This is a genomic window from Frankia sp. CgJB1, from assembly GCF_977947065.1.
In genome coordinates, this window is sequence record NZ_CDWTNB010000213.1 from 1 (window position 1) to 6460 (window position 6460).

Sequence of the window (6460 nt, forward strand, 5' to 3'; positions counted from 1 at the left end):
AGGGCCCGGACCGTCCGATCAACGCGCTGGCCGACCGGCTGGCGGTGCTGACCGCGCTCGCCGGTGTCGAGCACGTGGTCGTCTTCGACGACGACACCCCGACCGACCTGCTGCGTTCCCTGCGGCCCGACGTGTACGTCAAGGGCGGCGACTATACCGAGTCGATGTTGCCCGAGACGCCGCTGGTCCGTGCGCTCGGCGGCGAGGTCCGCATCGTCGACTACGTGGCGGACCGGTCGACGAGCGCTCTGGTCGGGCGCATTCGGCGCACAGCGGACGATGGCCGCGAGGGAACGGTGAGGACCGCGAGGAAGCGGCGAGGGCCGCGAGGAAACGGGGAACCGGGCGTGAGAATTCTGCTGTGGCACGTGCACGGATCGTGGACGACGTCATTCGTCCAGGGCGATCACTCCTATCTCGTCCCGGTCACCCCGGATCGCGGCCCGGACGGCCTGGGCCGCGCGCGCACCTATCCGTGGCCGGGCACGGTCACGGAGGTCGGGCCGGACGAGCTCGGCCCGGCCGACGTGGACGTCGTCGTCCTGCAGCGGCCGCACGAGCTGGACCTGGCGGAACGCTGGCTGGGTGGCCGGCGCCCGGGGCGGGACCTCCCTGCGGTCTACGTCGAGCACAACACCCCGAAGGGGGACGTGCCCACGACCCGGCACCCCCTCGCCGACCGGCCAGACCTCACCCTGGTGCACGTCACCCACTTCAACCGGCTGTTCTGGGATGCCGGGAGCACGCCCACCCGGGTCGTCGAGCACGGCATCGTCGACCCGGGCCACCGCTACACCGGTGAGCTGCCCCGCGTCGCGGTGGCCGTGAACGAACCGGTCCGCCGCGGCCGGGTTACCGGGACCGACCTGCTGGGGCTGTTCGCCGCGGCGGCACCGGTCGACGCCTTCGGCCTGGGGGTCAGCGCCCTACCGGCGCACACCGGCCTTCCCGCCGAGCGGCTCACCGTGTTCGAGGACGCCTCCCAGGCCGCCCTGCACGAGGCCGTCGCGCGCCGCCGGGTGTACGTGCACCTGCCGCCGGTGGACCTCGCTCGGGCTGTCCCTGCTCGAGGCGATGCACCTGGGCATGCCCGTCGTCGCGCTGGCCACCACCGAGGCGGTGGAGGCGGTGCCGGGGGACGCCGGGGTCCTCTCCACCGATCCGGCGGTGCTCGCCGGCGCCGTCCGCCGCTTCGTCGCCGATCCGGAACGCGCTCGGGGGTACGGGAAGAAGGCCCGGCGGGCGGCCCTGGCCCGGTACGGTCTCGATCGTTTCCTGCGGGACTGGGACGAGGTGCTTGCGCAGGTCACGGGCTGAGCTCCGACACCGAGTTTATCCGCATGATTGCCAGGAAATGTCCTTCACATGACGGGTGAACCGGGGCTGCCCGGCGAGTCAGGCGAGCCGGGCGAGCCGTTGGACAGGTTCGTGCTGCCGCTCAGCCCGATCGCGCCCCGGCAGGCCCGGGTCCGGTTGGCCGCGGGCCTCGCCGGCACCGGCTTCGCGGCGGAGCTGGCCGAGATCGTCGTGTTGCTCGCCAGCGAACTGGTCACCAACGCCGTCGTGCACGGCCGCGGTGAGCCGGTTCTGGAGATCCGGACGACCGACCACCAGGTGTGGGTCGGCGTCCAGGATCCGGACAGCCGCCTCCCGCAGGTGCAGCAGGTCGACACCGACTCGCTTAGCGGGCGGGGCATGCACTTGGTGGCCGAGCTCGCTGAGACCTCGGGTGCCGACGTCATCCCCGGCGACGGGAAGGTCGTCTGGTTCCGGATGCGCCGGGAGAGCCCCGTTGTCGATGGTTGACCGCCGCCGATGGTTGACCGCCGCCGATGCGGCCGAGCGCGCCGCGGGCTTGCCTGACGGCGGGCTTACCTGACGGCCTCGGGCAGGACGGGGGTGGGCGGGCCGAGAAAGAAGCCCTGGCCGTAGGGGATCGCGGTCTCCCGGGTGGCCTGGAGCTCGGCCGCGGTCTCGATGCCCTCGGCAACCACGCCGCCTCCGATCTCCTTGGCGACGTGCACCAGCCCGGCGGCCACAGCCCGCCGGGCCGGGTCGGTGTCGATGCCCTGGGTCAGGCAGCAGTCCATCTTGATAATCTCCGGCCGCAGCCGGACGAGCTGTTCCAGCCCGGCATAGCCGGTACCCACGTCGTCGGCGGCAATGCGGACGCCGAGCCGGCGCAGGTGCTCGATGTCGCGGTTGATCGCCGGAGTGTCGCCGATTCGTTCGTGCTCGGTGATCTCCACGAGGATACGTTCGGCGTCCTCGCCCATGATCATCTCCACCAGGCCGGCTGAGAGGGTCGTCGCCGAGACGTTAACCGCGAGGATCATGTGTGTCGGCAGCCGGGGCAGCACGGCGAGCGCGCGTCGGACCGCGGCGAGTTCGAGATCGACGTTGAGGCCGACGGAGCCTGCCGCGGTGAACCACTGTGACGGGCTGCGGGCGTAGTCCGAGAACCGGGACAGCGCCTCCACTCCGATGATCTTTCCGTGTTCGAGGTCGAGCACCGGCTGGAAGGCGAGCGCGGGCCCCCCGCCGTCGATCACATGGCTGACGTCGCGCCAGACGCGGCTGCGGACCTCCCACATCCGGTGCAGGTCGGTCACGGAATCGCCGAGGATCTCCGCGATCATCCGCAGGAACCGGCCGTCGCGCGGCCGCAGGTGCGGATGAGGCCCGTGCCCGAGACAGCCGACCAGGCCGTAGACGAGGCCGTCGCTGTCGATGACCGGCACCGCGGCGTAGGCCCCCACGTCAAGCTCGTCGACGACGGGCAGTCGCAGGATGCGCGGATCGGCGTGGGTGTCCGGGATGACGGTGGGAAACTCACCGGACAGGACGCGTCCGAACAGGGCGCTCTCGCGCCGAACGGTGGAGCCCGGGGCCAGCTGGAACGACGCGCCGTCCCCGTTGATGACCTGCACAACGAGGACGTCCGTCTCGATGCGGCCGAGCCAGGCAAGATCCATGCCCAGATGGCGGCGCAGTATCCTCAGCAGCTCCACCACCGCCGTCGCCGGCTCGGGAACCTCGGCCTTCGGCCCGAGCGCTGAGGCGGGGGCCGGGCGGACCGACATCCGTACCACCTCCTCTCCTGGTGTTCCCTCGGGTTTTCCGCGCACACCCTGGTCGGCACCGATATCTGTTACCGTTTCGTGATCGATATTGGGCTCTTTGTAACCGATATCGGCTTGTTCGTGCACGATATCGACTGGTTCGTGACCAATATTGACCTGTTCGTGACCAACCTCCGCCACTGCCGGGAGATCCATCCCCTGTCTCCCGTCTGTCTCCCGTCGCGCCCGTTGGCTCTTCGTGTTGTAGTAGATGCGGGATCGGGACGGATGCCTGCTCGGCGAGCGAGGATGTTCGGAGGGGAGGCGGTGCCGCGTGGCGGACATCGTGGTCGGGATCGACGGGTCGACAGATGCCGAGCGTGCGCTGCGGTGGGCCGTGCGCGCGGGGCGTCGCTGTAGCGCGCGGGTGCGTGCCGTTCTCGTCTGGGCTGCGGCCGGCCCGTTCTGCACGCGGGTGAAGCCGCCGCCTGCCACCTCACCGGAGCATCCCCGGTGGACGGCCCAGTGGATGCTGCACGACGTCGTCGATCGGGTCCGCGAGGCCCAGCCCGACGCCTGGATCGTCGAGCGGACCGTGTACGGGAACCCGGTGGACACGATACTGACCGAGTCGGAGGGCGCGGCCATGCTCGTCCTCGGTGCCCGCGGCCGTGACCGGCCGCGCCGCCTGCCGGCCGGTTCGGTCAGCATGGCGTGCGTGTACGGGGCGTCGGTGCCGGTGGTCGTGGTCCACGGCAGGTCGGCGGCGCCGGCCGAGAGCGGGCCCGTCGTCGTCGGGGTGGACGGGTCCGCCTGCTCGTTGGCCGCGCTGCGGTGGGCCGCCCAGGAGGCGGCGCTGCGCCGGGCGTCGCTGCGCATCCTGCACGCCTGGACGTCGCTGCCACCGGAGTTCGTTGTCCGGCTGGGACTCTGCGGTGCCAGGTTCGTCGGCGCAGTGCCCACGGCGGGCGCCGGGGCCGTCCGTGCCGGGCCGGCTGGTGCGGGGCCCGGCGACGCGGATCCGGGCGGGACCGGATTCATCCGGACGGACCCGGGTGGAACGGGCCTCGCCTCGGGATTCGTCGGCCGTGGATTTCGGGGCACGGCACCGGGGGGCACGGCACTCGATGATCATCCAGGATTCGGTGACTCGGGACCCGCCGATGCGGCGCTCGGGGACCCGGTGCTCGATGCGACGGGACCCGGCGGAACGGCCCTCGTCGACGCCGCCCTCGAGGGGGCCGCGCGGGCCGTGCTGGACGAGGCGGTGCGCGCGGGTCTGCCCGAGCCGGGTGATCTCGATGTGCGCACGGACCTGATCCGCGGAGCGGCCGCGTCCAGCCTCCTGCGGGCCGCAGCGGGGGCGCAGCTCCTGGTCATCGGAGCCCGGGGCCGCGGCGGCTTCGCCGAGTTGCTGCTGGGTTCCACCAGTTCACAGTGTGTGACACACGCCCAGTGCGCGGTCGCGGTCATCCGCACGCCCGGCAGTACGACCTGTGGTAATTAGTGCGGTGTGTGGTGACTCCACCGCGGCAGATCTTCGACCCGGTGCGAGTCCCTTTCCCTCGGGTCGCGAGTTCTCGGGCCGTGGGCCGAGATCGAAGACCCCGGGCGGGGATGCCCGATCGGGCACGTACCGAGCGGGTGGACGGCGGGTCGCCTGCCGCGCCATCTGCCGTGCCACCTGCGGTGCCGGCTCTCGCGGCCCGCCGAGCGCGGCCTGCGGCCCAGCGGTGACGGCGCGGCGGGCAGGTGATCCTCCCGAAACGGCTCGGCTTTCCCTCGTCTTGGGGGAGGATGGGGAGACTGGGGCGTGATGTCCCCGTGAGGTACGGGGGCACCGCGGCGCCGGCCGTGGGAGGGGAGTGTCGAGCGACTATGGAGGATCAGTATTACGGCGGTTCCGGTCGGCGCGGCGAGCGGTTCGCCCAGGCGCGCTGGCTCGCCGGTCAGGCCCGGCAGGACCGCACCACCTCCTGGTACGTCCCACTGATGATCACTGTGATCGGTGCCGGTGCGGCGTTCGACGCCTTCGGCTGCGGCGTGGGGCTCCTCTACGCCCTCGGGCTGTCGATCGCCTTCGTCCTGCTGACGTGGACGACGATCCGGCTCATGCCGTCGGTGTCCGACGAGCTGAACGTCAACCGGGTGACGGGCCCGCGCAAGATCTTCGCCATGGTGAACACGCCGGTGCGCACCCGCGGCGTGTTCCTGCTGGCCGCAGCGCTGCCGATCGCGGTCACCCTGATCAGGACGGTCGGTTTCTTCGTGTTCGGCGGGGCGCTGCTCGTCGGGATCGTGGTCGGCGTAGCGCTGGCTGCCGCCTGGATGTTCGAACGCCGGTAGACCCGCCCGGCGCCGACGAACCTCCTGATTCCGACGAACCTCCTGATCCTGGGGCCCATCCCTGGGCTTGGCCATCCCGATCCGGCGCATCCCCCCGCTCGGACCAGGTTCCTGTTCCCGCCAAGCGGGCAGGCCAGCAGGGACACGGTCCGGTGCGCGGTCCGCGATGAGGAGAGTGCGATGACGGTCAGCAAGGCCACGAGGGAACGAACCCGGGCGAGTCAGCTCCCCGAGGACGATGTGATCGGGATCCTGCTCGCGCAGCATGCCGAGATCCGCGAGCTGTTCGGGAAGGTCAGGACGTCAACGGGCCAACGCCGCCAGGAGACGTTCGACAAGCTGCGGGCGCTGCTCGCGGCCCACGAGACCGGCGAGGAGGTGGTGCTGCGCCCGATCAGCCGGCAGGTGGTGGGGCCCGAGGTGACCGATGCCCGCAACCGCGAGGAGAAGGCGGCGAGTCGGGACCTCGCCGGCCTCGATCGGATGGACGCGAGCAGCGTCGAGTTCGGGGCCAAGCTCGCCGCGTTCGAGCACACGGTGGTGGAACACGCCGAGCGCGAGGAGCGGGAGGAGTTCGAGGCGCTGCGCCAGGTCCGTCCCGAGTCCGAACTCGTGCGCCTGGGCCGCAGACTGCGGGCCATTCAGGCGATCGCCCCCACCCATCCGCACCCTTCGGTCGCGGGATCCCCCACCGCTCAGCGGGTATTCGGGCCGGCGGTGTCCCTCGTCGACCGGCTGCGCGACGCTCGGCGGCAGACGACGACGGCGGGGTGACGGCGAGGATCTCCACCGCCCGGGGGAACTCCTCGAACGGCGGGCCGGACCCTTCGGAGACCCCGGCGCAACGCCGGTACCGCAACTGGGGAGATCTGCTGCAGGAGCTGCGCGTCGTCCAGACGGGCGTGCAGCTGCTGACCGCCTTCCTGCTAGCCATCCCGTTCCAGCAGCGGTTCACGACGTTGAGCAACGAGCAGAAGTCGCTCTATCTCGTGATCGTGCTGCTGACGGTCAGCGCCACCGGGCTGCTCATCATGCCGGTGAGCCTCAATGCC

The 6460-nt window shown here is 71.3% G+C and carries 7 protein-coding genes and 1 pseudogene; 7 read left to right on the plus strand and 1 reads right to left on the minus strand.

The annotated features are described in order from the left end of the window. Window positions 1–44 precede the first annotated feature (44 nt). The 3 genes and pseudogenes from AC08OT_RS18260 to AC08OT_RS18270 all read left to right on the plus strand — a co-directional run. Window positions 45–134: pseudogene (locus AC08OT_RS18260) on the plus strand (hypothetical protein); the annotation flags it as partial. A gap of 928 nt (window positions 135–1062) precedes the next feature. Continuing rightward, the gene (locus AC08OT_RS18265) at window positions 1063–1317 is read left to right on the plus strand and encodes a glycosyltransferase (protein ID WP_476594332.1); all 255 of its coding nucleotides are present in this window, start codon (window positions 1063–1065) and stop codon (window positions 1315–1317) included. Between the two features lie 48 nt (window positions 1318–1365). Continuing rightward, window positions 1366–1806, plus strand: a complete 441-nt coding sequence (locus AC08OT_RS18270; RefSeq protein WP_476594326.1) for an ATP-binding protein — start codon at window positions 1366–1368, stop codon at window positions 1804–1806. 65 nt (window positions 1807–1871) lie between these two features. On the opposite strand, the gene AC08OT_RS18275 is transcribed toward AC08OT_RS18270, so the two are convergent. Next, a complete protein-coding gene (locus AC08OT_RS18275; RefSeq protein ID WP_476594327.1) occupies window positions 1872–3083 on the minus strand; it encodes a sensor domain-containing phosphodiesterase in 1212 nt (403 codons plus the stop codon). A 313-nt stretch (window positions 3084–3396) separates the two neighbouring features. On the opposite strand from AC08OT_RS18275, the gene AC08OT_RS18280 reads away from it, so the two are divergent. The 4 genes from AC08OT_RS18280 to AC08OT_RS18295 form a co-directional block, all read left to right on the plus strand. Then, on the plus strand, window positions 3397–4569 hold the full coding sequence (locus AC08OT_RS18280) for a universal stress protein (RefSeq protein WP_476594328.1): 1173 nt from the start codon (window positions 3397–3399) through the stop codon (window positions 4567–4569). A 371-nt stretch (window positions 4570–4940) separates the two neighbouring features. Continuing rightward, a complete protein-coding gene (locus AC08OT_RS18285) occupies window positions 4941–5408 on the plus strand; it encodes a hypothetical protein (protein ID WP_476594329.1) in 468 nt (155 codons plus the stop codon). Window positions 5409–5588: 180 nt separating this feature from the next. Beyond that, entirely contained in the window at window positions 5589–6182 is a 594-nt protein-coding gene (locus AC08OT_RS18290) for a hemerythrin domain-containing protein (protein ID WP_476594330.1), read from the plus strand. Then, the coding region (locus tag AC08OT_RS18295) for a DUF6328 family protein (RefSeq protein WP_476603093.1) at window positions 6179–6460 on the plus strand (282 nt) is incomplete at its 3' end. The genes AC08OT_RS18290 and AC08OT_RS18295, both read left to right, overlap by 4 nt.

Excerpts from the sequence above, each read along its gene's own strand:
- AC08OT_RS18270 (WP_476594326.1), top strand. The coding sequence starts at position 1,366 with ATGACGGGTGAACCGGGGCTGCCCGGCGAGTCAGGCGAGCCGGGCGAG.
- AC08OT_RS18275 (WP_476594327.1), bottom strand. The coding sequence starts at position 3,083 with ATGTCGGTCCGCCCGGCCCCCGCCTCAGCGCTCGGGCCGAAGGCCGAG.
- AC08OT_RS18285 (WP_476594329.1), top strand. The coding sequence starts at position 4,941 with ATGGAGGATCAGTATTACGGCGGTTCCGGTCGGCGCGGCGAGCGGTTC.
- AC08OT_RS18290 (WP_476594330.1), top strand. The coding sequence starts at position 5,589 with ATGACGGTCAGCAAGGCCACGAGGGAACGAACCCGGGCGAGTCAGCTC.